1 protein-coding gene is annotated in these 1,455 nt (G+C 65.9%); it reads left to right on the top strand.

Going from position 1 to position 1,455, the window contains the following annotated elements:
- Positions 1-222 precede the first annotated feature (222 nt).
- Positions 223-1,437: an IS110 family RNA-guided transposase gene (locus NP3_RS45980; protein ID WP_063047970.1), complete on the top strand. Its 1,215-nt coding sequence runs from the start codon at positions 223-225 to the stop codon at positions 1,435-1,437.
- The last annotated feature ends 18 nt before the right edge of the window (positions 1,438-1,455 follow it).

Consider the following 1,455-nt stretch of genomic DNA (forward strand, 5'->3'; position numbering starts at 1 on the left):
TCCCTAAGTTTGTAGGTGTCTGGGGTTGGTGCCCTGGATGCCCAGGGCGGTGGGGTGTAGCTGATTGGTTTTTGCCTTGTTCGAGGCTTCAAAGGACTGGCTGCTCCACCGCGCTGGACGCTCCGGCTGCTGATTGAGAGCTTGTTGCGGTCGTCGCTGGTTAGGGATCTGACGGCGGGGTTGTCCACGGGCGCAACAACTTCGACAGTCGGGAGCACGTGGGTGGCAACTCGCCCTCAGATCTGGGTCGGGATCGACGTCGGCAAGCACGCCCATCACGCGTGCGGGGTCGACGACACCGGAAAAACAGTGTTCAGCCAGAAATTCGGCAACGACCAGGCCGCGATCGAGGCGTTGATCGCGCGTGCCGGCCAGGCCGTCGACCGGGTGCGCTGGGCGATCGATCTGACCAGCCCGATGGCGTTGCTGCTGATCACCGTGCTGCTGGCCGCCGATCAGACGGTGACGTATGTGCCTGGCCGGGTGGTGAACTCGATGACCGGCAGCTTCCGCGGCGAAGCCAAGACCGACGCCAAGGACGCGCGGGTGATCGCGCAGAGCGCCCGTCTGCGTGAGGACCTGAACCAGGTCGTGATGCCCGACGAACTCGTGGTCGGGCTGACCCAGCTGACCAGCTACCGCACCGACCTGATGGCGGATTGGGTAGCCGGGATCAACCGGTTGCGCGGGCTGCTCGGGTCGATCTTCCCCGCGTTGGAAGCCGCGTTCGACTTCGCGAATCGGACCCCGCTGATCCTGGTCGCCGGGATGTGCACTCCATCCGAGATCAGGGCGGCCGGAATCGACGGTGTCACAACACATCTCACCGAACACGGTGCCTGGAAACCGGGGATCGGCAAGACCGCCGCGTCTGCGGTCGATGCCGCCGGACGCCAAAGCCTGGCCCTGCCCGGCGAGGCCGACACCGCGATGCTGGTCAAACGCATCGCCACCAAACTGCTCGATCTGGACCGCGAGATCAAGGACACCGACAAACTCATCACCACCCGATTCCGGGAACACCCATGGGCCCGCATCATCGAGTCCCTGCCCGGTATGGGTCCCGGACTGGGGGCGGAGTTCCTCGTCGGCACCGGCGGTGACCTGGCCAATTTCGCCAGCGCGGGCCGTTTGGCCTCCTACGCCGGTCTCGTCCCGGTTCCCCGGGACTCGGGCCGGGTCAGCGGCAACCTGCACCGCCCGAAACGCTACAACCGGCGCATGCGGCGGGTGTTCTACATGGCCGCCCTGTCGAGCCTGCGCTACGACAACGGGCCCTCGCGCCGGTTTTACGACCGCAAACGCGGTGAACGACTCCTGCACACCCAAGCCCTCCTCGCTCTGGCCCGGCGCCTGGTCGACGTGCTGTGGGCACTGCTGCGAGACGGCCGCGAATTCAGCCTCGACACACCGACTCCCGCCACTGCTACGGCTTGACACGGTCATTGAGAGTCC

The sequence above is a fragment of the Nocardia pseudovaccinii NBRC 100343 genome (genome assembly GCF_001613225.1).
GTDB classification, from domain to species: domain Bacteria; phylum Actinomycetota; class Actinomycetes; order Mycobacteriales; family Mycobacteriaceae; genus Nocardia; species Nocardia pseudovaccinii.